At 70.5% G+C, this 20535-nt stretch carries 21 protein-coding genes; 2 read left to right on the top strand and 19 right to left on the bottom strand.

The annotated features are described in order from the left end of the window. Window positions 1–5 precede the first annotated feature (5 nt). From AB0G63_RS23195 to AB0G63_RS23130, 14 genes are all read right to left on the bottom strand, one after another. On the bottom strand, window positions 6–4313 hold the full coding sequence (locus AB0G63_RS23195) for a phage tail protein (protein ID WP_360753340.1): 4308 nt from the start codon (window positions 4311–4313) through the stop codon (window positions 6–8). Next, window positions 4306–4599 carry a hypothetical protein gene (locus AB0G63_RS23190; protein WP_360753338.1) on the bottom strand — a complete coding sequence of 98 codons (294 nt, stop codon included), beginning with the start codon at window positions 4597–4599 and terminating at the stop codon, window positions 4306–4308. Before AB0G63_RS23190 ends, AB0G63_RS23195 begins: the two co-directional genes overlap by 8 nt. A gap of 50 nt (window positions 4600–4649) precedes the next feature. Further along, window positions 4650–4937 (bottom strand): hypothetical protein, encoded by a 288-nt coding sequence (locus tag AB0G63_RS23185; RefSeq protein WP_360753335.1) that lies wholly within the window; start codon window positions 4935–4937, stop codon window positions 4650–4652. 181 nt (window positions 4938–5118) lie between these two features. Next, entirely contained in the window at window positions 5119–6120 is a 1002-nt protein-coding gene (locus AB0G63_RS23180; RefSeq protein ID WP_360753333.1) for a tyrosine-type recombinase/integrase, read from the bottom strand. After that, on the bottom strand, window positions 6117–6731 hold the full coding sequence (locus AB0G63_RS23175; protein WP_360753330.1) for a hypothetical protein: 615 nt from the start codon (window positions 6729–6731) through the stop codon (window positions 6117–6119). The genes AB0G63_RS23180 and AB0G63_RS23175 overlap by 4 nt, the downstream gene beginning before the upstream one ends. 193 nt (window positions 6732–6924) lie before the next feature. Further along, window positions 6925–7635: a hypothetical protein gene (locus AB0G63_RS23170; RefSeq protein ID WP_360753327.1), complete on the bottom strand. Its 711-nt coding sequence runs from the start codon at window positions 7633–7635 to the stop codon at window positions 6925–6927. A 106-nt stretch (window positions 7636–7741) separates the two neighbouring features. Further along, entirely contained in the window at window positions 7742–7942 is a 201-nt protein-coding gene (locus AB0G63_RS23165; protein ID WP_360753453.1) for a WhiB family transcriptional regulator, read from the bottom strand. A gap of 539 nt (window positions 7943–8481) precedes the next feature. After that, complete coding sequence (locus AB0G63_RS23160; RefSeq protein WP_360753324.1) at window positions 8482–8739, bottom strand: hypothetical protein; 258 nt, start codon at window positions 8737–8739, stop codon at window positions 8482–8484. After that, window positions 8736–9173, bottom strand: a complete 438-nt coding sequence (locus AB0G63_RS23155; RefSeq protein WP_360753321.1) for a hypothetical protein — start codon at window positions 9171–9173, stop codon at window positions 8736–8738. Before AB0G63_RS23155 ends, AB0G63_RS23160 begins: the two co-directional genes overlap by 4 nt. A gap of 212 nt (window positions 9174–9385) precedes the next feature. Next, a complete protein-coding gene (locus tag AB0G63_RS23150; RefSeq protein WP_360753318.1) occupies window positions 9386–12064 on the bottom strand; it encodes a hypothetical protein in 2679 nt (892 codons plus the stop codon). Between the two features lie 67 nt (window positions 12065–12131). Then, the gene (locus AB0G63_RS23145) at window positions 12132–12530 is read right to left on the bottom strand and encodes a hypothetical protein (RefSeq protein ID WP_360753315.1); all 399 of its coding nucleotides are present in this window, start codon (window positions 12528–12530) and stop codon (window positions 12132–12134) included. Continuing rightward, window positions 12527–12976, bottom strand: coding sequence for a GIY-YIG nuclease family protein (locus AB0G63_RS23140; protein ID WP_360753313.1), 450 nt, complete (start codon window positions 12974–12976; stop codon window positions 12527–12529). Before AB0G63_RS23140 ends, AB0G63_RS23145 begins: the two co-directional genes overlap by 4 nt. A 131-nt stretch (window positions 12977–13107) precedes the next feature. After that, window positions 13108–13323, bottom strand: a complete 216-nt coding sequence (locus tag AB0G63_RS23135; protein ID WP_360753310.1) for a DNA-binding protein — start codon at window positions 13321–13323, stop codon at window positions 13108–13110. Beyond that, a complete protein-coding gene (locus tag AB0G63_RS23130) occupies window positions 13323–13547 on the bottom strand; it encodes a helix-turn-helix domain-containing protein (RefSeq protein WP_360753307.1) in 225 nt (74 codons plus the stop codon). Before AB0G63_RS23130 ends, AB0G63_RS23135 begins: the two co-directional genes overlap by 1 nt. 180 nt (window positions 13548–13727) lie before the next feature. Between AB0G63_RS23130 and AB0G63_RS23125 the strand changes: the two genes are divergently transcribed. Both AB0G63_RS23125 and AB0G63_RS23120 read left to right on the top strand, forming a co-directional pair. Next, on the top strand, window positions 13728–14315 hold the full coding sequence (locus tag AB0G63_RS23125) for a helix-turn-helix transcriptional regulator (protein WP_360753304.1): 588 nt from the start codon (window positions 13728–13730) through the stop codon (window positions 14313–14315). A gap of 33 nt (window positions 14316–14348) precedes the next feature. Further along, window positions 14349–15536: a tyrosine-type recombinase/integrase gene (locus AB0G63_RS23120; protein WP_360753301.1), complete on the top strand. Its 1188-nt coding sequence runs from the start codon at window positions 14349–14351 to the stop codon at window positions 15534–15536. Between the two features lie 186 nt (window positions 15537–15722). Here the strand turns inward: AB0G63_RS23120 and AB0G63_RS23115 are convergent, their stop codons facing one another. From AB0G63_RS23115 to AB0G63_RS23095, 5 genes are all read right to left on the bottom strand, one after another. Then, window positions 15723–16505 carry an SGNH/GDSL hydrolase family protein gene (locus AB0G63_RS23115; RefSeq protein ID WP_360753298.1) on the bottom strand — a complete coding sequence of 261 codons (783 nt, stop codon included), beginning with the start codon at window positions 16503–16505 and terminating at the stop codon, window positions 15723–15725. A 58-nt stretch (window positions 16506–16563) separates the two neighbouring features. Then, window positions 16564–17577, bottom strand: a complete 1014-nt coding sequence (locus AB0G63_RS23110) for a hemolysin family protein (RefSeq protein ID WP_360753295.1) — start codon at window positions 17575–17577, stop codon at window positions 16564–16566. After that, window positions 17574–18908 carry a hemolysin family protein gene (locus tag AB0G63_RS23105; RefSeq protein WP_360753293.1) on the bottom strand — a complete coding sequence of 445 codons (1335 nt, stop codon included), beginning with the start codon at window positions 18906–18908 and terminating at the stop codon, window positions 17574–17576. Before AB0G63_RS23105 ends, AB0G63_RS23110 begins: the two co-directional genes overlap by 4 nt. A 202-nt stretch (window positions 18909–19110) precedes the next feature. Continuing rightward, entirely contained in the window at window positions 19111–19536 is a 426-nt protein-coding gene (locus AB0G63_RS23100) for a GNAT family N-acetyltransferase (RefSeq protein ID WP_360753290.1), read from the bottom strand. Continuing rightward, window positions 19533–20474 carry a hypothetical protein gene (locus tag AB0G63_RS23095; RefSeq protein WP_360753287.1) on the bottom strand — a complete coding sequence of 314 codons (942 nt, stop codon included), beginning with the start codon at window positions 20472–20474 and terminating at the stop codon, window positions 19533–19535. The genes AB0G63_RS23100 and AB0G63_RS23095 overlap by 4 nt, the downstream gene beginning before the upstream one ends. Window positions 20475–20535: the final 61 nt, after the last annotated feature.

The raw sequence follows: 20535 nt of genomic DNA, 5'->3' as shown, positions 1-20535 counted from the left end.
GCCCGCTACCGACCGCGCGGCGGCTGCAGCGCCGCCTCGATGGAACCCCGCGACCGGACCGCCTTGCGCAGCTCGTCCACCAGGAAGGCCGAGTAGCGGCCGCTGTCACCCGCGCGGATCTCCAACACGACCTTCACCTCCTGCTGCCGAGCAGACGCCGAGGCAGGCGCCGACGAGCGGTGGGGGGTGTTCAGCATCGACGCCCACGGCGCCGCCGCCTTCCGCCTGCTGTCCGCGTTCGACCACACCCGCGACCCCGCCGGCAGATCCAGCAGCTCCGGCCCCTGCTCGCCCACCCACGTCAGCCGGGAGCGGATCCCGCCCGACGCGGCCGCGCCGACGATGCCGCCCGCAGCCTTCTTCCCGAACGCGGCCTCGATCTGCTTCTCCATGGCCTTGGCCAGCTTGTCCATGGACTTGCGGAGCTTCTCCTGCGAGTGCTCCAGCTTCTTGACCTGCTTCGTCTGCTCCTTGATCGCCTGCCCGTACACGGCGTCCGCGGTCGTCTTCCCCGCGCTGCCGGCGGCCTTCTCGATCTGCCCCTGCATCTGGTTGATCGTCTGCACCTCGGACGCAGACGCCTGCAGCAGCGCGCCGGCCGTCTCCAGGCCGCCGCCGTCGATGCCTGCTTCGGCCACCTGCTGGATGATCGTCTTGCTGAAGCCCTTGGCCTTGAGCTGCTTCAACGCCGAGGCGAAGGCGACAACCTTGTCCCTGCTGGCGACCATGCCGGACTTGATCGACGACAGGGTGACCGGGCCCTCACCCGACGCGCCCTTGGTGATGTTCGCCGAGGAGATCAGGTTGCCCTTCACCGACCCGGCAAGCTGCGCCGCGGCGTCCTTCAGGCTGTTGAGCTTGTCCTTCGCCTTCTCCAGGCTCTTGGTGACCGTGTTGAGCTGCTTCTCGTACTTCAGCAGCTGCTTGCCCGTCGCGTCGAGCTGCTTCAGCAGCTTCGACTCGGTGCTGCCGTGGGTGGCCTTCATGATGATGCCGCGCCACTGATTCAGGGCGTTGACCAGCGCGCCGATGCTGTCCGGCTTCGCGAGCGACGACCCGAACTCGCTGCGCTGGTAGCCCGCGTACTGGCCGAAGTGGGAGACGGTCAGGTCGCCCATGGCGTCGTGCCGGGCCTGCTGCTCGGCCTTGGCCTGCTTGGAGACCTTGCCGCCCTTCGCCAGGCGGGCGACGGGCAGGCGGCCGGCGTTGAGCGCGTCCATGAACTTCACGCCGTACTTGCGGACCGCGGCGGCCTTGATCACGTACTCGGTGTTGGACACCATCGACTCGGCGCCGGACGCGAACGTGGCGTAGATGCTGTCGCTGGTGCCCGAGCCGGGGCCCTGCACGTAGCCGCCGGCGTCGAAGTGCTGCACTGGCCCGCCGCCAGCCCGCCGCAGCAGACCACCGCTGGCGGAGAGGGGGACCTGCTTGTTGCCGTACGAGCCGCCGATCTTTACGGTCTTCACGTAGGTGGTGGCAGTCTTGCCGTTCAGGGCGTTGAGGGCGGCGGCGATGTTGTGGATGGCGCTGAGGGCGCCGCCGGTCGCGCTGACCTTGACCTTGCCGTTGGGCAGGTGGGTGACCTTGTAGCCGACGGCCTCAAGGATCGACTCCGCGGCCTTCGACAGGGTCTTGATCGTGACGCTCTTCGAGCCCGGCGTCCGCTTCACCGCCGCGTTGAACTCCTCAAGGCCGCGCTGAGCGTCCTCCTTGCGCATCTGCAGGCGCAGCTCCTTACCCGTCGGGATCTTCAACACCGACTTCGCGAACGCCTCGGCCTGCTCCGAGGTGAGCCCCATCTGCTTCGCGTACCTGACCAGGCTCCCGCGACCCCGCGAGTAGATCTCGTTGACCCGCTCCCACGGCTTGTGCGCGTCCAGCGCCTTCGACGTGGCATCGTCCGTCTTGGCCGCGAGATCGGACAGCGCCGTCGCCGCGGCCTGCGCCTTCGGGCTGTTCACGTCCAGCTCGCCGTTCACCATCTTCAGCGAGCCGGCGTTCTCCCGCGCGGCCTTCGCCGCCGCGTCGATGCTCGCCTCGAAGCCGATCATCCCGCCGAGCGCAGCCCGGTTGACGTCGTTGAGAGCGATGATGCTCTGCCTCAGCCCATCGGCCGTCTGCTTCTGCGCGTTGAGCTTGGCCTGCGTGGACAGCGCCGCCTGCCCGAACAGGCCCTGGCTCTCCGCGGTGAGCTTCGCTTCCAGCGCCTGGTCCGCCAGCGCGGACTTGTAGTCGTCAAGCTGGCTCGTCACCTCCTTGGCGGTGTAGCCCTGCTTCTTCAGGGACTTGATCGTGTCCTCAAGGGCCTGCTTCGCAAGGTCGGCCTTGCCTCCCTTCACCAGGCTGGCGAGGGATTTGTCGATGCTGTCGAAGTCCTCCTTCGCCTTCTTCACCGGCGTGGAGTCCATGCCGACCAGCGACGTGAGGAACTGCTGCGTCTTGTCGAGGTTGGACGGGCGAGCCAGCGTGCGCAGGCTGTCACCAAGCCCGCTCAGGTCCTTGCCGAAAACGCGGGCCGCCTCGCCCGTCACCTTCCCGGTGTCACCGAGCTTGGCCATCGCCGTCGTCATCCGGTCGATGTCCGGCGGCGCCTTCTTCCCGATGTCCGACAGCCGCGACAGGGCGATCACCAGCAGGCCGATCCCCGTCCCGACCAGCGCGACCTTCGCGCTACGCGACAACGTCCCAAAAGCCGCCGACAAGCTGGCCAGCGGACCCGACGCGCCGGCCGCCGCCGTCCGCATCGCACCGATCGCCGTCGCCACACTCGACAGACCGCCCAAGGCCGCCATACCGGCCGCGGCCAGCTTCACCGCCTTCAGCGCGACCGCGAACTGCAGGAACGTCGACAGCACCCCGGACGGGATCGCGTCGACCAGCTTCGCGATCGCGTTCACGAACGTCAGCATCGACAGGCCGGTGTCCGACGCGGCCGCCACCACATGCACCAGCGCTTCGGACAGGTGCAGCAGGGTTTCCCCGACCTGCGGACCGGCCTTGCGGACGTAGGCCATGAACTCGCCGAGCTTCCCGGAGCCCGCGCCGCCGGACATGGTGCGCATGAAATGCACCAGCGCGTCGTTCGCCTTCGACAGGGCGCCCGTCGCGAACGTCGCGAACGAGTCCATGAACTTCGAGAACCCGCCCGACTGCACACCGCCCGCCAGGATCGTCATGAACCGATCCAGCTCCGCCGACGCACCCTTCACCGCCGGCGTCAACTTCGGCAGCAGCGCACCCACGACAGCCAGGCCCTTCGTGAACACGGGCATCGTGTCCCCGGCCAGGGACTTCGACCACTGCTTGTACTGGTCCTTCAGCACGCTGAGGGCGGCAGCCGCCCGACGGGTAGCCGGATCCATACCCTGCACCTGCTCCAGGTACAGGGCTTCCGCCTGCGACGCCTCCTTGCTGGCAGCACCGTGCTTCTTCACCGCATCCGAGTACTTCTGCTGCGCGTCGGAGGCGTTCTTCACCGCCACCAACTGGCCCGCGATCGCCAGCCCGAACGCGCCCACCGCCGCACCCGCCGCGCCCACGTTCGCCACAATCGGGACCGCAGCAGCAGCGATCGGGATCAGCGCCGGAGACAGCATCAGCGCCGCCTTCCGCAGCCCGTCCACGCCCCGGCCGGCATCGTTCGTCGCCACCGTCAGGCGGCCGTTGCTGCCGCGCAGGCCGCCCATAGTGGTGGTGAGGCGGCGCATGCTGCCGTCGAGGTCGTCCGTGTCCGATCGCAACTGCCGAGTGCGGTCGCCGAGCCCGTCGAGCCGGTTGTGCGCCGTCTGCGTCCGAACGTTGAAGGAGCGCAGGCCGTTCGACGCGAGCGTCGTGGACGCGGCCAGATCCCCCATGGACGCGGCAGCCGCCGCAGCCCGGCCGCGGAGAGTCCGCAGCGCACGCGAGGCGTCCTGGGCCTGCTGCTGCAAGCTGTTGAGGGCGGCGGCCGCCGCCGTGGCGCGCGTGGTGAGCGAGGTGAGGGCGGTGCCGGAGCGTTGGGCGTCGTCGCGGAGATCCCGCATCGAGCGGGCCGCCGCAGTGATCTGCGCAGCGTCCCCGTCGAACCGGGCCGTGAGCCGCACATCAGACGCCGCCCGCAGCTCAGCGAGCGCGCGCGAGGTGTCCTGCGTCGAGTCCTTCAACTCCCGCAGCGAGACCGACGCAACCGCCGCCCTCCGCGCAAACCCATCCAAGCCCCGGCCAGCATCCCGCGCCGAATCCCGCAGACGGTTCATCGACTGACTCAGCGACGCCAGCCCAGCCGCCGTCTGATTCGCTACCCGGACGCGGATCTCAATGTCGTTACCCACGCTCGCCCCCCACCCCGTCGGCGAGCAGCCGCGCCAGCTCGGCATCCTCGGCCGGCGACCACCGGAAGGGCGGCATGCCCAGCATCTCCAGCAGCGCCACGTACTCCGGCCCGGTCCACTCATAGGCGTCGATATCGACGCCGCACGCCTCGATCAGCGCGGCCACGATGCGCAGCACCAGGTCATGGCCGAGATTCCCGGCCGCGACCTGCCGCCGCGCCTCGGCAACGTCCTCGTCGGAGAGCCCGATGATCGTCAGCGTGAGACCGGCGCCCTCGCCCTCCACGAGCGTGAGGGTCGTGCTCGGCTTGGACCGCTCACGGCGGCGGCCCCGGCTCACCGGCCGGCCCCCTGCTCCCCGCCCGCCGAACGGCCGGACAGCGACACAAACGCGCCCACCGGGTCGTGGCCGACCAGCCGCATCCGCAACTGCGCCACCTCGCCCCGGAAGTCAGGCGCCTGCCGCCACCGCCGAACCGTGCTGGGGTCCACGCCCAGGGCGCGGCCCGCGATTGTCGAGCTTGCGCCAAAGGCGACCATGGCAGCGGCCCGTTCCCTGGCCGACTTCCTACGAGACAGGGGCAGATCGAGGGGCGCAGCATCGTGCACAGTCACATCATCCATGTGCAGATTTTACGGCGCAACCTGCGCAAACGACGGAAGATGTCTCGCATTTGGCCGTGCAGACCGGAACCCTTCCTGCATATCACCATGCAGCACCGGAAAATCTGCACACCGCCATACGTTGTCCGGACACGACAAAGGGCCCCCGGACCATGCCGAGAGCCCCTCGCCTACCGGGACGTCACAGACCGATACCCCGCATCGGGTTGTCACGCCACCGGTCCACCGGCCGGATGTACTCCAACACCTGCGGACTGTTCTTCGACCAGCGACCATGCGTCGCGATGAACGACACCGGATGACCCGCCTTCGCCGCCTCCGTCGGCCCGCCGGCCCGCAACCCGTGCGCGGTGAACGCGTCCGCACCGTCCAGACCCGCACGCCGCGCCAGGACCCGCACCCGCTCATTCACCGCAGCACCAGACAGACCGCCCGGCTGCACCTGATCCCACCGGTTCACCCGGCGCAGCAACGGCCCGTCAGTCACCCCAAGCTCGGCGAGCGCCGCCAGCCACGCCCGAGTCACCCGCACCGGGTCGGTATCCGGGTGCACGCCGTGCGGAATCTGCACCGTCGTCCCGCGCGCCTCCTGGTCCGTCTTCGACATCCGCACCGTCACCGTCAACCCATCGTCACCGAACACCAGGTCGCCGATGCGGAGCGCCGCAAGCTCCGACCGGCGGGCCATCATCGCGAACCCGAGGACCAACAGCGCACGGTCCCGCCGCCCGGCGAGCGTGCTCGGGTCGGCGGCCGTGACCATCGCGCGCAGCGGATCCAAGGTCACCGGCGGCGCCTGCCGCTTGCCCTGCCCGCCCTCGGCCCGCTGCCTGCGGTACGCCTTGAGGACCCGCAACGCGGCCTCGGTGTCCGGCTGGCCCTTGTGCCCGCTGACCCGGTGAGCGGTACGGACCGCGGCGATGGCTTGCTCGATACTCGACGGGGCCAACCCGAGGTCGCACAGGTGGTTGACGTACTCGGCGAGCGTCGCGGGCCCGGCGGGCAGGCAGCGGACGCGATGGTCGGCACACCAGGCGGTGAACCTGTCGAGCTGACGCCCGTAGGCCCGGGCGGTGTTGGGCGGCACAGACTGCCGGATACGTTCCCGGGCGCCGGCGGACAGCTCAAGGTCCGCGGACAACTCGAGGTCGGACACCCCGGCCGGTACCACTTCGCCGCTCATGCCCGCACCGCCCGCGATCCGATGCCCCAGTCGGCCCACGCCTCGTACGAGGCGAAGCTGAACACCCACACGTCCTCGGACCGGTACGGCCAGCGCGCCACGATTCCGGTCTGCGCCAGATGAAGCACAGTGCGGGAGGCGTCGGTGTGCCCGATCTCAAGAGGTGCCCAGGAGTGCCAGGCGCTCAGTGGCTCGCTGAACTCGCTGCGGCCGTCAGTCCAGGGCATCGGCGCCTCGGGGGACCAGGACAGCAGGCCGTCGCCGTCATGGCTGAGTCCCTCGTAGACCTCAGCGGAGAACTCCGGAGGCAGACCCCTGGTCAGCTTCCCCAGGTTGCCCGCGCGGTCCCGGTCGCGGCCGGGCGTGGCGTCGACGGGGACACGGACTTTGCGGACCGCTCCGGAGGCAACGAGTGCGTCGACCCTGGCAAGGGCTGCGACTTGTCCATCACTCCACCCGCTGTACGGCTGGGCGATGGCGTCGACGTAGGGGCGAGCGTTTCGATCAGCGATGAGGTCGCGGTACGAGGCGAGGATCCTGCGGCCGTCATCGGTCTGGCGCAGCTTGCCCGCGAACTGTTCCGCGCTGTGCGCGTGGATGGTGGCTCCCATGCCCCAAGTCTAGCCCTCGATAACCTTCCTTATCGTCGGTCAGAAGGAGTGGATTCCGCAGACCCGCCAGCACCCTTCTGCAACAGCGCCGCAGTCCCGACCACCCGCAACGCGTGCACCCAACACGCCCCGAAACGCCGAACGTCCGGCCCACCCCACAGGGAAGACCGGACGCCACCCACCGACAAGCCACTCAACGACGCAGCCGCACCACCGCCTGAAACGCATCCGCCAACCGCGGATGCCGCGACTGCTCCACGGCCGACACCCCCGACAGCACCGGCGCCTCCAACGCAGCCGCCCGCGCCGTCCACTCCAGCCCCGACGCCAACGGATGGAACCGCCCCGCACGAGCCTCCACCACCCGCCACAACACCCACGCCCCCAGCGCGGCCGCGTCCAACTCCTCGAACATCCGGCCCTTCACCTTGACCCGGAACCGGTTCAACGACGTTCGGTCCCCACCCGACTCACCCCCGCGCACATCCAGCCCCACACCGGCCAGAGCATCCGCCTGAGCCTGCACCACCGCGTTGTACGCCTCACCCGCCGCCAAGACGCCCACAAGGGCCTCCTGCGCCCGCTCCAGCGCCTCGACGATCCCCCGCTCCCGCTCCGCCAGCGCCACGCCCGCCGCCTCGATCTCGCCGGCCGCAGCCTTCTCCAGCTCCGGCCGCGACGACCGCCGCCGCTCCTCCGCGACCTGCTCCTCGAACGCCTGCCGCAACTCCCGCGCGTTCGCTGCCAACTGCGCAGCCAGACGCGACGCCTCACCGTGCTCCAGCGCCGCCACATCGCTGTACGGCGACAACTCCAACTTCCGCGCCGCCTGAACCCGGGACTCCTCCGCCTCCGCGGCCCGCACCTCAGCCTGCCGCACCTGCTCCTCGCTGACCTTCACCATGACCGTCACTCCTTGATCTCAACTACCAGCAACCAGACGAACAGAGGTACGCCCAGGACTTCTCCACTACTGGGGTGGGCACTCGCGCCCACCCATCGGCGCCCCGCTACGAGGCCGCCGCCCGCCGCCGCAGAACCTCACGCTCACGACGAGTCATTCCGCCCCACACCCCCCACAACTCCGGCCGCCCCAACGCATACGACGCACACTCCGCCAGACACGGACACCCCGCACACAACCCACGCGCCACCTCCGGCCGCACCCCCTGCGCGAAGTACGCGTCAGGATCCGCCCGACACCGCAACACCTCCCGCGCCTCAACCACAAACGCAGGAATCCCCAGCTCAACCGGCCGCGCCCCCGCCGCATGATGCCGCCCGCTCACCCACGCGACCCCTGCTCCAGCCACCACGACAACAGCATCAACCCCAACCCCGCCGCCGCGAACCCCGCAATCGGCGACCACAACGCAGCCGACGTCACCAGACACCCCACGCCTGCGGTGTCCATCACGCCGGACCGCACCTCAGCCCACGCCGCAGCTGCCTTCCGCAACCGCCCCACACGAACCACCCCTTCCAACCGGCCAACCAACCAACCCGACGCCATCCCAACAAACAGGCCGCAGATGCGAGGAGCCGAGCCGCTAACGCCTCGCATCTGCCAGCCTGACTCTCTCAGTCGAGAGCGCCCGGCCGCCGCCCGAGACGGCCGAGGGTGCGGTCGTCCTGGCGCGGCTGGCGGCTGCTCGCGCCCGTGGGGACGTGCGGCTGTGGCGCCAGCCGCGGACGGCTTCCACGGTCCACGCGGCGGCGGCCGCGGCCTGCAGGGCGATGATGGTCAGGGTCATTGCGGTTCTCCTTCGGGTTGCCGGCCGCTCGGGTTGGCGGCCGGGAGCTGGTGGTCGTCGTCCGGCTGCTCGTCGTCCTGGCGGTGCTCGGCCTCAGCGAGGCGGCGCAGCTTGTTCGCGTGCCGGGCGGCGAGGCCGCGCCGGCGTGCGGCGCCCAGTTCGTCACGGCGCTGCTTCGCCGCCTGGACCTTGGCGCGGGCCGCTGCGATGCGGGCCGCTACCTGCTGCTCGACGTGGCTCGTCGGCTCGGTCACGATGCCTCCCGGCTCAACGCGGGGGTGCGGCCGTACCGGCAGATGCCGTGACCGTGCGCCGGGTCGGCGTCGTTGAGGCGGCGGATCAGCTCGCCGCAGTACGCGTCCCACGCCTGCGAGGTGCGCAGCCACTGCTCGGTGGCGGTGCTGGCCGGCGTGCGCTCCCGCTCGGCGGCCTCCAATGCAGCGGTGAGGTCACGGCTGGTGTACAGGCGCCATCCGCCGTCGGGGGTGGGGTCCTTGGCGGGCTCGGGTCGGTAGCCGCGTTCCCAGCCGATCAGGGGCGTGGCGAGGGGCTTGACGAGGTTCTCCCAGGCGCAGCCGCCGCACATGGTGTCGGCGGGGCGGACGAACTGGCAGAGGGCGGTGACGAGGTCGGCGAGGGCGCGGAGTCGGGGGTCGGCTGCGACGGCGCGTTCGTATCCGGTCTTCATGGTGTCCTCCGGTGGTTGTGACTCTCCGTGGTGTCGGAACTTTGGGTGTCGGAAACGGAACTTCCGACAGGGGTTCGCGAGGCGACCTGCGGCTTCGCGCGATCCGCGATTCTCATCTAGAGAGATTTGTCTAGTGATGTCTGTTTTTAGGGCGGGGGGCTGTCGGAAAGTTCGTTCCGACACTTCCGACGTTCCGACAGCACGCCCCGTAATCACGACCGCTCCGGAGCAACCGAGCCAGCAGCCAGCAGGCCGCCCTGCAACGGCACCAGCCAGCCCTGTTCGGCGCCGTACTGGAGCGCGGCCGTCCACAGCGAGCCGTCCTCGCCGGACGCCCGGTACTTCTCGCGGTCCGTCTTCGCTACGCACGCCCGGCTGACGTCGCGCGCCGGGATCTCGCCGGCGTGGCGTGTGAGGTACCGATGGGCGCGCTTGGCCACGTTCACGACGGACGGATGCACGCCGTGTACGACCTCGTACACCGCTGCCTGAGATTCCACAGCCGTCAGGACGGCCTCGGCACGGCGCGCGTCCAACTCGGCCTGCGTGCGCCGCTTCGCGGCTTCCTGCACGCGGTCGCGGACGCTCCGCGAGGTCTGCCACATCACCCTGGCCATGTCCCAGTCCTCGTCCGTGACGGCGGTCCGGCCGTGCAGGAGAGCGAGGAGCGCAGCGCACTTCAGCCGCCACAGCGGCTCGTGCGTGTCGAGAGGGGCCTCAGCGCCGCGCCCGAACGAGATCGCGAGCGCGAGTTCGTCGAGCTCCTCGGTGACGTGCTTGGGCACCGGAATGGTCAGGTTGCGGAGGTAGGCCACCCACGTGGTGACGGGGGTCTCGGATCCGTCTCGGGTGGTGACGGTGACGGGCCCCGTAGTCGCCGGCCGCTCCTTCGGAGTGTCGGGGCCGAGGGTGGCGTGTGCCCAAGCGAGGCGCTGGGGCAGGCCGATGGACCCCATCTCCAGCAACTTCGCCGCGGGTTCCTCTTGCACACCGAGCGACATCGACAGCGTGTAGGAGCCCTTGGGCAGGACCCGACGGCGCTCGACCTCGGCATTGGAAGTGCCCTGCCGCTCGCTCATCCATGCCTTGCACAGGACGCCGTTGAGGGTCGCGGCGGCGGACATCTGCGCCATCGCGTCGAGAACGCTGCCTTCGGTGGCGAGGGCGTAGCCGCGGGTCCTCGTCTGTACGAGAACCTTCTTCTTCCCGTCGCCGTCTTCGGGGTCGACGTCGAGGTCGAGGTAGGCGGCGATGACGCCCTGCCCGGTCGAGATGTCGATGTAGGCGAGGTTGATGTTGGGGAACGGAGTAAGTTCCTCGGCGGTGTTCTCGGCCTGGCCCTTGCCAGCGCCGGACGGGCCGAACAGTCCGCAGTACCAGCCGAGGGTTGCGGGCTGGTGGATGCCGCTGTCGACGCGGACGGTGGGGTCGGCCATGGCTGCGGTGCGGGCGAGGACGGCGTGAAGGACGGCGTCGGGGTTGGCGCGGCGCGCCTGGGCCATCTGCCGGATCTGGCTCATGGTGGGGGTGGTGTTCCAGAGGCTGTCCGGGAGCCGGTCCGCGGGGGCGTCGGGCGCCTCGTCGACGTCCGCCGGGGGTTCGTCCTGCGGGCCGTCCCACGGGTCGTCAACGAGCGCCGCACGCAGTTTTTCGGCGTCGCCGTTGTCTGTCAGGCACCGCCGCTTCACCTCCGCCAGGACGGACGCAGGCAGGCGCCCCGCGTGTCCGCGCGCGGCCTTGCCGGCGGCGGCGCGCATGATGTCGCGCGCGGCCTCCGAGGTGTTCCCGGCGTAGTGGAGGTGGGCGTACAGCGTGCCGACCGTGAGCTTCTGCCCGGACGGCTGCGCCCCGACGGGGAGGTCCGAGCGCTCGGACCAGTTGACGGCAACGTGGTCGTCGCAGAGCAGGCTGTAGGCGCTGCTCGGCCGGTCACCTCCGGCGGTAGGCCGAAGCCACTTCTGCCGACCGTCACTGTTCTGACCGACGTACGTGAAGCCGACGGGCTCCAAGACATCGCGGAACTCCAGCGTGTCCGCCAGGACGTCGAGGGGGCCGTCGCCACTGTGAAGCCCTGAAGGGCGCTCCCGCCGCGGGGGCGGGAGCGTGGCGCCGGTCCGCTGCGCCTTGCGCTCCTGCTTCTCGCGGGCCGCCTGCTGCAGCAATTCCCGCGCGGCGGGGGCAAGACGCGACACGAGCTCGGCGAGCTCGGCGAGCTCGAACACCTCGCCGGTGCCGGGGTGGAGACCGGTAGGCCGCTCCAGTCCCTCCTTGCGGTTGACCGTGCCGGGGATCTTCATGAGCCGGTCGAGGTTGCCGACTTCGCTGTCCCACGACCAGCCGTGCTGGTACGCCTGCGCGGCGAGGATCGCCTGCAGCCCGGTCGTCACTTCCTTGACCCGCGCCCGGTCCTCGTCGTTACGGATGACGTAGTTCGCGGCAAGCAACCACGCGGGGTTGTAGCCGCCGCCCGTGCGCGCCCACCCGGACGGGGAGGGCAACGGGGACTCGGCAACGACCTTCGCCACCGCGTCGGCGTTCGGCGGCGCGGGGAGGTCGTCGGGGCTGGGCTTGTGCCCGATGGTGCCGTAGTCGCCGTCTGCCCACAGGTGCGTGAGGCCATACGCCAGATCCTCGCCGCCGCGGCCCTTGGTCGGGTGCTCGCGGAGCGTCGTGGTCTGGGCGTAGATGCCCTTCGCCCCGCGCTGGTCCAGCTTCATGGCGTACTCGACGGCGGCCGCGATGCCAGCCTCGTCGGTGGTGAACCGTCGACCGGCCCATCCGTCGGCGTCCGAGCACACGCTGATCAAGCCGGGGCATCCGCTGTACAGGTGCGTCAGCCAGTCCCGCACGACCTGAGGGTCTGCGGTGAGTGGCTGCTGCTCGTCGTTCACTCGTCGCGCTCCGGGGGATGTGCCTGCGCTCCCGCCCGGCGGCGGGAGCAGCGGAAGTGAGGGAGGTTCAGCACGCTGGCGCGCCTCTGTGGGACGCCACACGCTCGATGGCCAGGTGCAGCAGGTGCAGCACGCCGTCCGCGTTGTGGGCCGCGCCGTTCTGGATGTGCGGCCGGCTGCCGTTCGCGGCCGAGCTGACCAGATGGACGGCCGCGCAGTGGGCGACCTGCTCGGCGATGCACACGGCGTCGTAGTCCAGGAGTACGCGGCCCTGCCCGGTGTCGATCTCGACGACTGTGCCGGGCTGGTACTGGGGCATGAACCCCTTGGGGTCGTCGGCCGAGCGGGGCTGTACGAAGCCGCGGTGGTCGACGCGGAGGCGCAGCCGGTAGCGCGTGTGCACGGCGGGCCCCTGCCTGGTGCCGTTGATCAGGCGAGGGCGGCCGTGGGCCGTGCGGGCGGTCATGAGCGGGCCTCGCGCTCACGGATCTGCTGCGGCAGGTTGAGCAGCGTCACGATGCGCCGGGCCTGCGCGTCACTGATCCCGTCCGGGTACAGGTCCGCCAAGGTCCGGTGGCTCCGCTTCGGCGCGGCGAGCGCCTCGAGGACCGCCGGCGCGGCAGGCCGCCGATTGTGCTGCACGTTGTAGCGGGGGCCCTCGTTCTGGATCGCCTTGCGCTCCGCGCTCTCAGCCGCGGCCCGGTTGTCGTACCACTCGACAACGCGCACGGCGACGTCCCGCCACCTCGGCTTGTTGCGGTGCTGCTCCCAGCGCTGTGCGGGGTCCTTGGTGATCCCGACGTACAGAAGGTCCTCGTCGGCGTCGAAGCACCGGTACAGCGCGGTGCGCTCGGCCTCGGCCTCGTCGTGGGATGTGGTCTGGTCGGGCGGTGTGCCCGTACGCTGGTTCATGAAGCTCCCTTCACGGCCGCGCACTATGGGATGGCAGTCCCGCGCGGCCGTCGGCTTGTTCGGTCGGATGTGGGCTTCTCAAGGCCCTGCTGCTGGCGCTGGTACCGCCGACAGCAGGGCCGTTCCGCGTGTCAGGCGGCCTCCAGGAGGGCGACGAGAGACGCGGTGATCACGACGTGCCGGGAGCCGAACGAAAGCGTTCGTACCGGCGCCTCGCCGCGCTTGATCAGCTCGTAGAGCTGCGACCTGCTGCAGCCGAGAGCGAGAGCTGCGCGGGGGACGTTGACCGTCGCGGGCCACTTCTTGACCTCGGCGAGCGTCGGCTGCTCGACCTTCTTCGTGGGCATCAGGCAACCGCCTGGGAGTTCAGGTAGCGCTCAACGTCGCTGCGCCGGTACCTCACTCGGCCGGCGCGCCCGGAGCTGAGCTTCGTGTACGGGATGCCGATCTTCAGGTATCGGTGGTTGGCCAGCGTCTGCAGGCTGAGCTTCGTGAGTGCCGAGGCCTCCCTCGGAGTCAGCCACTCGTCCTGCCGCTCGGTCCTGCAGTCAGCGGTGCTGGTCCTGGACACAGCCGCTCCTTGTCTTGATTTTCCATGCAAGACTTGCGATATCCCAGTAACTTCCGGGATAGTGCAGACGCTAGCTGACCGGTGGCCTCTGTCGCAACTATCCAGGCAACTTCTGGAAAACATCGACAGATGCGGGACTCTGAAGACAGGGTGAACTGAATGGGTGCTACGGCACGCACTGTGGCCGACAACGTCAGGCGGCTGCGCACCGCGCGGGGCATGAGCCTTCGCGCGCTATCGGCCGAGCTGGAGCAAGTTGGGCACCCGCTGAGCGCGGACGCCCTGAACAAGATCGAGAACGGCCGCACGCTCGCGCCGGGCGCGGAGGAGCCGAAGCAGGTACGGCGAGTGGATGTCGACGACCTTGCGGCGCTTGCGCAGGCCCTGCGTGTATCCCCGAAGTCCCTGCTGCTTCCGTGGACGGAAACCGCCAATACCCCGGTAGAGGTCACCGGTGCTGGCGCCGTCGACGCTCGGGCGGCCTGGGAGTGGGCTGAGGGGCAGAAGCCCTTGATGGTCCGGGATGAGGGTGACCGGTACGGCGAACTGCTGCGCTTCCGTGTCGACTCGACGCCCGCGTGGGCCCGAAGCCCGCTGGACGACCAGTACAACGAGATCCTGACCGCCTCCGTTGCGAAGCTGGCGAAGTTCGAGGGCAAGGGGCGCATGGAGATCGACCGGACTGGCATCTCCGTTTACGACACCGAGGGGCGACTTGTTGAGCGCACCGAGTGGGTCGTGAAACGGACCAAGGGTGGCGACGAGTAGGGGCCCAGTCGGCCGCTGCCTGAGAGGAGGGGTATGGCCGAGATCAAGAAGGTCACGCTGCAGAACGGCAAGACCCGTTACCGCACCGTGGTCGACGCCGGCCGCGACGAGAACGGCAAGCGGATCCAGATCACCATCACGAAGGACACCAAGAAGGAGGTCGTCGCCGAGCGCTCCCGGATCCAGCACCAGCGCTCCGCGGGGATCCTGATCCTCCCCAGCAAGATCACGGTGGGGGAGTGGCTTGACGAGTGGCTGGAGTTCAAACGGCGCGACGTCGAGGAGACGACGATCCGCACCTACCGACTCGCCTTGGTCCACGTGTACGACCGCATCGGGCACGTCCGCCTGCAGGAGCTCACCGAGGACCAGGTGAAGGACTGCATCGACGACATCGTGTCCAAGGGGCGCCGCAAGGGCGGCGAGGCCGGCACCCGGCTCGCAGTCTCCACCGCCGAGGGCGTTCTCACCCGCCTGAAGGAAGCCCTGAAGCGCGCGGTCGTCCGCAAGCTGATCGCGGAGAGCCCGGCGCAGTTCGTACGGGTCAGCCTCGCCGACAAGAAGGCCGACAAGCGCGATCGGCCCAAGGTCAAGCCGTGGACCGTGGCCGAGGTGCAGCGGTTCATCGCGGGCATCGAACGGGACCGCCTGTACGCCCCGCTGCTGCTGTCCCTCATGGGGCTGCGGCCGGCCGAGGTCGTCGGCCTGCGCTGGACGGACCTCGATCTGAAGCTGGCCACGCTCGAGATGGTCAACACCCGCACGATGATCGGCAACGTGCAGGTGCTGGAGAAGGACGCCAAGACAGCGGCCGGCGAACGGGTCCTCCCGCTGCCCGCCCCGGTGCTGGACGCGCTGAAGAAGTTCCGGGCGCGCCAGGCCCGCGAGAAGCTCGCCGCGGGCGAGGGCTACACGGACTCGGGGTATGTGGTCGTCGACGAGCTGGGCATCGTGAGGAACACGCGGCATCTACGCGAGCACGCGTACCGGCTCATGCGCGAGCTGGAGATGCGGCAGGTGCGGCTGTACGACGCGCGGCACTCGTGCTTGTCGTATCTCGCGGTGAACGGCGTCCCTGACGTGATCCTTGCCGCATGGGCCGGACACACGAACGCCAACTTCACGAAACGGAAATACGTCACGGTCGATGTTGAGGACATGCGGGCCGCGGCGAAGGCGTGGGACGCCTTCCATGGGGGAGATCAAAAAGCCCCTGTGTGAGAAATTGTGAGATGTGGCCCCTTGTGGACCATGAGAAAGCGCCTTTGACCAGGTGATACGTGATCGGCGGTAGAACAGTGTCCAGATTCTACTGGCGATTCGTGCAGGCCAGCGCCACGGGATTGTTCGGCGGAACCTACGAGACGCCCGTCACTCGCCGCCGTACCGCGCCTGCACCGGCCGCGCCTACAGCAGCGGACCCTCGTACGGCAGCAGTTCGGGGCGCTTGGGCGCGCGGCCGTCGCCCGAGGAACGGCCGGTGAGGCGGCGGCCGATCCACGGCAGCAGATGCCGGCGGGCGAACCGGACGTCCGCGATCCGCCGCGCGCCCCAGCCCGGCGGAGGCGTCGCCGGGATGGGCGTGTGCCACTCGGGGTCCTCGGCCGCGTGGCCGAGCGTCTGCCACACCGCCTCCGCGACCCGGCGGTGCCCCTCGGCCGTCAGGTGCAGCCGGTCGACGTCCCACAGCCGCGGGTCGGCGAGCGAGGGGGCGCCGTACAGGTCGACGACCAGCGCTCCGTGCCGCGCCGCCAGCTCGTCGACGCAGGCGAACAGCTGCTCCATGCGCGGCCGGAACCGCTCGAGCACCGGCCCCTGCCGTCCGGGGCTGCGCATCAGCACCAGCTGCTTGCAGGACGGGGCCAGCCGCTCCACGGCCTCGGTCAGCAGGTCCCGCACCCGCCCCATGTCGCACTTGGGCCGCAGGGTGTCGTTGAGCCCGCCCACCAGCGTGACCACGTCCGCCCCCATGGCCGCCGCCACCGGAACCTGCTCGTCGACGATCTGGCCGATCAGCTTGCCGCGCACCGCCAGGTTGGCGTACCGGAAGCCGGGTGTGCGCGCGGCCATCCGGGCGGCCAGGAGATCGGCCCAGCCCCGGTAGGAGCCGTCCGGGAGCAGGTCCGACATGCCCTCGGTGAAGGAGTCGCCTACGGCGACCAGGCTGGTGTAGATGGGGTTCGTCTGCATGGCGACAGCGATGGTATCCCGACTCCATACCCGCCGGTCGGTCGGTCCCGGCGGGCGCTCACGCCGGCTGTCCGAACAGCTGCCGCAGCACGTCCTCCATGGTCACCAGGCCGGACAGCCGGCCGTCGGCGCCGAGCACCGCGGCCAGGTGCGTACGGCTGCCCCGCATCGCGGTGAGCACGTCGTCCAGCGGCGTGCCCTCCCGCACCCGCGCGATGGGCCGCATGTCGCCCACCTGGAACGGCACCTCGCGCGGGGAGGCGTCGAGGGCGTCCTTCACGTGCAGGTAGCCGACGATCCGGCGGGAGCCGTCCACCACCGGGAAGCGCGAGAAGCCGGACTTCGCGGACAGCCGCTCCAGTTCCTCCGGCGTCACGCCCACGCGCGCGTAGACGACGCGTTCCAGCGGGAGCACGACGTCCCGCACCGGGCGGCGGCCCAGTTCCAGCGCGTCGTGCAGCCGCTCCCGGGCCCGCTCGTCGATAAGGCCCGCCTCACCGGCGTCCTTGACGATCTGGGCCAGCTCGGAGTCCGAGAACGTCGCGGTGACCTCGTTCTTCGCCTCGACCCGCAGCAGCTTCAGCAGGGCGTTGGCGAAGGCGTTCACCGTGAAGATCACCGGGCGCAGCGCCCGGGACAGCGTGACCAGCGGCGGGCCGAGCAGCAGCGCGCTGCGCACCGGCTCGGCGAGCGCGATGTTCTTCGGCACCATCTCGCCGAGCAGCATGTGCAGATACGTCGCCAACGTCAGCGCGATGACGAAGGACACCGCGTGCCCGGCGCCCGCCGGCACGCCCGACGCGTGGAACACCGGTTCCAGCAGGTGCGCGATCGCCGGTTCCGCGACCACGCCCAGGACCAGTGTGCACAGGGTGATGCCGAGCTGGGCGGCGGCCAGCAGCGCCGACACGTGCTGCAGACCCCACAGCACGCTCCGGGCCCGCCGGTCGCCCTCCTCGGCGTACGGCTCGATCTGCGAACGCCGCACCGAGATCAGCGCGAACTCGGCGCCGACGAAGAAGGCGTTGACGACCAGGGTCGCCAGACCGATCAGCAGCTGCACAGCGGTCATCGCTCGTCCTCCTGCTCGCGCTCGTCGTCGAGCGGCGCGTGCAGCAGCACCCGCGCGGCCCGGTGCCCGGACGCGTCCGTCACGTCCAGGTGCCACCCGGTGACCTCCACGCGGTCACCGACGGCCGGGATGCGGCCCAGCTCCGTCGCCACGAGACCGGCCAGCGTCTCGTACGGTCCCTCGGGCGCTTTCAGGCCGACGCGCGCCAGCTGGTCCACGCGCGCCGAGCCGTCGGCCGAGTACAGCGCCCGGCCCTCGTCGTCGCTGCCCGCCGGGGCCAGGTCGGGCGTCTCGTGCGGGTCGTGCTCGTCCCGCACCTCGCCGACGACCTCCTCGACGATGTCCTCCAGCGTGGCCACGCCCGCGGTGCCGCCGTACTCGTCGATGACCACGGCCATCGTGCGCCTGCCGGACAGCCGGTCGAGGAGCCGGTCGACGGTGAGCGTCTCCGGCACCAGCAGCGGCTCGCGCATCAGCTCCGAGACGGGCACGCGTGCCCGGCGCTCGGCGGGCACCGCCAGCACGTCCTTGATGTGCGCCGTGCCCACGACCGAGTCGAGGCTGTCGCGGTAGACCGGGAACCGGGACAGGCCCGTCGCCCGTGTCGCGTTCGCCACGTCCTCGCAGGTCGCCTGGGTGTCGAGGGCGACGACCTGCACGCGGGGCGTCATCACGTTCTCCGCGGTGAGGTCGGCGAGGTTCAGGGTGCGCACGAACAGCTCGGCGGTGTCGGCCTCCAGCGCCCCCTCCCTCGCGGAGTGCCGGGCGAGCGCCGCGAGCTCCTGCGGTCCGCGGGCGGCGGCCAGCTCCTCGGTCGGCTCCACGCCCAGGCGGCGCACCACACGGTTCGCCATGTTGTTCAGGTGCGAGATGAACGGGCGGAAGGCCGCGCTGAACCAGCGCTGCGCGTTGCCGACCCGCTTGGCCACGGCCAGCGGTGAGGAGATCGCCCAGTTCTTGGGCACCAGCTCGCCGACGACCATGAGGAACACCGTCGACAGGGCGGTGCCGAGCACCAGCGCCACGGAGGCGGCCGCCGAGCGCGAGATGCCCAGCGCCTCCAGCGGACCGGCGATCAGCGCGGCGATCGACGGCTCGGCGAGCATGCCGACCACCAGGTTGGTGACGGTGATGCCGAGCTGCGCGCCGGACAGCTGGAACGTGAGGTTCCGTACGGCCTTCAGGGCGCCCGGCGCCCCGCGTTCGCCGCGCTCGGCCGCCCGCTCCAACTCGCCGCGCTCGACCGTGGTGAGCGAGAACTCGGCCGCGACGAAGGCGCCGCAGGCCAGCGAGAGCAGCACCGCCACCAGCAGCAGGAGCACTTCCGTCATCGGGTCACCTCCGTCCCATGGTCGGACAGGGCTGGGAGGATCGCTCGACTCCGGTGACTACTGGGGGGCTCGCCCATGGGCGGACGCTCACACCTTTCATGGAGAACGGGTGGTCCGCGGGCGGCGGACCGAAGGGTCCCTCAATGGTAAAGGATGAGCAAAAGGGCCTGTCTCGGCCGGTGCCGGCCTGTCTCGGCCGGTGTCAGCCGGCGAGTGGCTTCACCCAGCGCCGCCACTGCTCCTCCGGCGCGTAACCCGCCGCACGCCACGCGTGGGCCGCCCGCTCGTTGCGGGTGAGCACCATCGCGTCGCCGCGCCGCCCGCCGAGCCGTACGAAGCGCTCCTCGGCGGCGGCGAGCAGCGCCGAGCCGATTCCCCGGCGCCGCCGCTCGGGGTGCACCGCGAGCCGGTAGAGATGGCAGCGCCAGCCGTCGAAGCCGGCGATCACCGTGCCGACGAGTTCGCCGTCCTGCTCGGCCAGGAGCAGCGCCCCGGGGTCTCGTGTGACGAGCCGGACCACTCCGTCGTGGCCGTCGCTGATGCTCGTTCCTTCCGCGGCGTCGCGCCAGAAGCTCAGCACCGGGCCGATGTCCGAGAGCGCGGCGCAACGGATGTGGAGATCGCTCATGGGGTGAGCCAAGCAGAGCGCTTGCCTCTCCGGCGAACGGATTTCCGTGCCGGGGAACCGGATGACCTCGGCCCCGGTTCGGGGGAGACCTTGAGTTCGTGGGAGAGGCTGCGCAGCCAGGGCTCGGCGAAGGCGGGCTCCGCGGCGAAGGTCCGCACGAGACGCCGCCGCACCGTTCCGGTCCGCCCGGCCTCGACCAGGGCGACGGCGGTGGCGAGGGCGAGCGCGGGACCGACCCCGCGGGCGGGCACGCTCACCGCGTCGTCGTGCCAGCGCCGGGGCGGGAAGGAGGGTGCGGTCTTCGGCTCTTGGTCTGCCAGCAGATGCCACACGCTCCGGTCGAGGGAGACGTTCTGCACCGCTCTCGCCGGCAGGTCCCGGGTCCAGGAGCGATGCTGCTGCCAGCGCCAGGTCTTGGGGCTCGTCCCGGTGCGTACGGTGATGCCCAGACAGCGAAGCCGGCTGCGGACGACCGGCCGGGGCTCCCGGGACTCCTCGACCCAGTCGCGCAGCACCGTGTGCAGGGTGGTGAAGGTGCGCCCGGCCCAGACCAGGTCGACCAGGGCCAGTGGCCGCCGCCGTCGCGCCAGATCCCACGGGGCCGCCCCGGCAGCCGCGAGATGCTCGCGCATCCGGCCCACGTCACGCCGCGACAGCTCCGCCGTGCCGCCGGCGCACGACAGCGGCAGGCGACCGAGCCGCCCCGACCAGGAGGTCTCCGCGAGCGCGCCACCGAGCAGGTCGAAGAGACTGTCCGCCGACCGTCCGACGAACCGCAGGTCCCCGCAACCGGAGCGGGCGACGACCTTCGCCGCGCACACCGTCAGCTCGTCCAGGTACCAGAGGTCCGGCTGTTCGACGCCGTCCAGCAGCGTGCCGAGCTGGTCGGGGCGCAGCAGATCCCAGCGGTGCGGCCGGGGCGGATCGCTTGTGGACATGCCTCCCAGTCCACCATCGGCAGGCCGTCGGCCACACCTGGATTTCCCGGGCCCGCTGTCG

This window comes from Streptomyces sp. NPDC020996, assembly GCF_040641355.1.
GTDB lineage: Bacteria > Actinomycetota > Actinomycetes > Streptomycetales > Streptomycetaceae > Streptomyces.
Note: the sequence above shows the minus strand (reverse complement) of the source record. Positions and strands in the feature narration are given on the sequence as shown.

What these genes read in the sequence shown, in the direction of transcription:
- AB0G63_RS23185 (WP_360753335.1), bottom strand. Translation starts at nt 4,937, where the DNA reads ATGGATGATGTGACTGTGCACGATGCTGCGCCCCTCGATCTGCCCCTG.
- AB0G63_RS23180 (WP_360753333.1), bottom strand. Translation starts at nt 6,120, where the DNA reads ATGAGCGGCGAAGTGGTACCGGCCGGGGTGTCCGACCTCGAGTTGTCC.
- AB0G63_RS23175 (WP_360753330.1), bottom strand. Translation starts at nt 6,731, where the DNA reads ATGGGAGCCACCATCCACGCGCACAGCGCGGAACAGTTCGCGGGCAAG.
- AB0G63_RS23170 (WP_360753327.1), bottom strand. Translation starts at nt 7,635, where the DNA reads ATGGTGAAGGTCAGCGAGGAGCAGGTGCGGCAGGCTGAGGTGCGGGCC.
- AB0G63_RS23155 (WP_360753321.1), bottom strand. Translation starts at nt 9,173, where the DNA reads ATGAAGACCGGATACGAACGCGCCGTCGCAGCCGACCCCCGACTCCGC.
- AB0G63_RS23145 (WP_360753315.1), bottom strand. Translation starts at nt 12,530, where the DNA reads ATGACCGCCCGCACGGCCCACGGCCGCCCTCGCCTGATCAACGGCACC.
- AB0G63_RS23140 (WP_360753313.1), bottom strand. Translation starts at nt 12,976, where the DNA reads ATGAACCAGCGTACGGGCACACCGCCCGACCAGACCACATCCCACGAC.
- AB0G63_RS23135 (WP_360753310.1), bottom strand. Translation starts at nt 13,323, where the DNA reads ATGCCCACGAAGAAGGTCGAGCAGCCGACGCTCGCCGAGGTCAAGAAG.
- AB0G63_RS23120 (WP_360753301.1), top strand. Translation starts at nt 14,349, where the DNA reads ATGGCCGAGATCAAGAAGGTCACGCTGCAGAACGGCAAGACCCGTTAC.
- AB0G63_RS23115 (WP_360753298.1), bottom strand. Translation starts at nt 16,505, where the DNA reads ATGCAGACGAACCCCATCTACACCAGCCTGGTCGCCGTAGGCGACTCC.
- AB0G63_RS23110 (WP_360753295.1), bottom strand. Translation starts at nt 17,577, where the DNA reads ATGACCGCTGTGCAGCTGCTGATCGGTCTGGCGACCCTGGTCGTCAAC.
- AB0G63_RS23105 (WP_360753293.1), bottom strand. Translation starts at nt 18,908, where the DNA reads ATGACGGAAGTGCTCCTGCTGCTGGTGGCGGTGCTGCTCTCGCTGGCC.
- AB0G63_RS23100 (WP_360753290.1), bottom strand. Translation starts at nt 19,536, where the DNA reads ATGAGCGATCTCCACATCCGTTGCGCCGCGCTCTCGGACATCGGCCCG.
- AB0G63_RS23095 (WP_360753287.1), bottom strand. Translation starts at nt 20,474, where the DNA reads ATGTCCACAAGCGATCCGCCCCGGCCGCACCGCTGGGATCTGCTGCGC.